Source organism: Synechococcus sp. H55.10 (genome assembly GCF_047502715.1).
Lineage (GTDB): Bacteria > Cyanobacteriota > Cyanobacteriia > Thermostichales > Thermostichaceae > Thermostichus.
This window is the reverse complement of record NZ_JANSJJ010000162.1, coordinates 1-698: the sequence shown is the minus strand read 5'-3', so window position 1 is coordinate 698 and position 698 is coordinate 1. Positions and strand designations below refer to the sequence as shown.

Annotated in this window: 1 protein-coding gene and 1 pseudogene; both read left to right on the top strand. The window is 57.2% G+C overall.

All coding sequences use genetic code 11. From position 1 onward, the window contains the following. A pseudogene (locus tag NW858_RS10405) lies at positions 1-276 on the top strand (hypothetical protein); the annotation flags it as partial. Between the two features lie 62 nt (positions 277-338). Further along, on the top strand, positions 339-473 hold the full coding sequence (locus NW858_RS10400; protein ID WP_414520447.1) for a hypothetical protein: 135 nt from the start codon (positions 339-341) through the stop codon (positions 471-473). The last annotated feature ends 225 nt before the right edge of the window (positions 474-698 follow it).

The window sequence follows — 698 nt, the reverse complement described above, 5'->3', positions numbered from 1 at the left end:
GCGCTGCGCCTCACAGGGCAATGGCATCCTCTCCCCCAAAGTAAGCTGGTGCAAAGGGGAGAAGGGCTGCCGGTGGTGATCGTACGCACCTCCCGCTCCAAGGCAAAGCAGTTGATCGAGAATCTGCGCGGCGAAGGCGGGCCCCAGGGTGTTTGTTTTAACACAGGGGTGGATCCCTTTGCTGGCAGCCGCTACGCCTTGGAAATTGTCCAAACGGGCAACCGCGACCTGCACCTGTTCGGAGAATTTCCCGAAGACGATCCTGTTCCTCGATAGCCCGCGAACGCTGGGAACGGCGTTGACGCGAGACGGGCGGCTATTGTGGCCTGGTGGTGGCGATGGGGATAAATTCCAACTGGCCAGAGCTGCAGGTGCGCGACATTCTGGCCCTGTTTGAGATGCAGGCGCTCAACCCGACGCGATTGGGTCTGGGGCCGATGGTGCGCATCAGCCGACAGTTGCACTTTCCCTAAGGATCTTGAAAAATCCTTGCGCGAAAAGTCCTTGGGCTAGCCCATGGCTACAAGCCAATCCAGGGATTGGAGCTTAATAGCATTGACCACAGCCTGTTTAAAGTGGGGTACAGGTTGCAAGAGGAAGGAGAGGAAGAGATGCCTACCAATTCTTTGGATCTACGGCAAAGAGTTGTACCAGCTTTTCAGGCAGGTCAGACCTCTATCCGCCAGGTAGCTGAACGG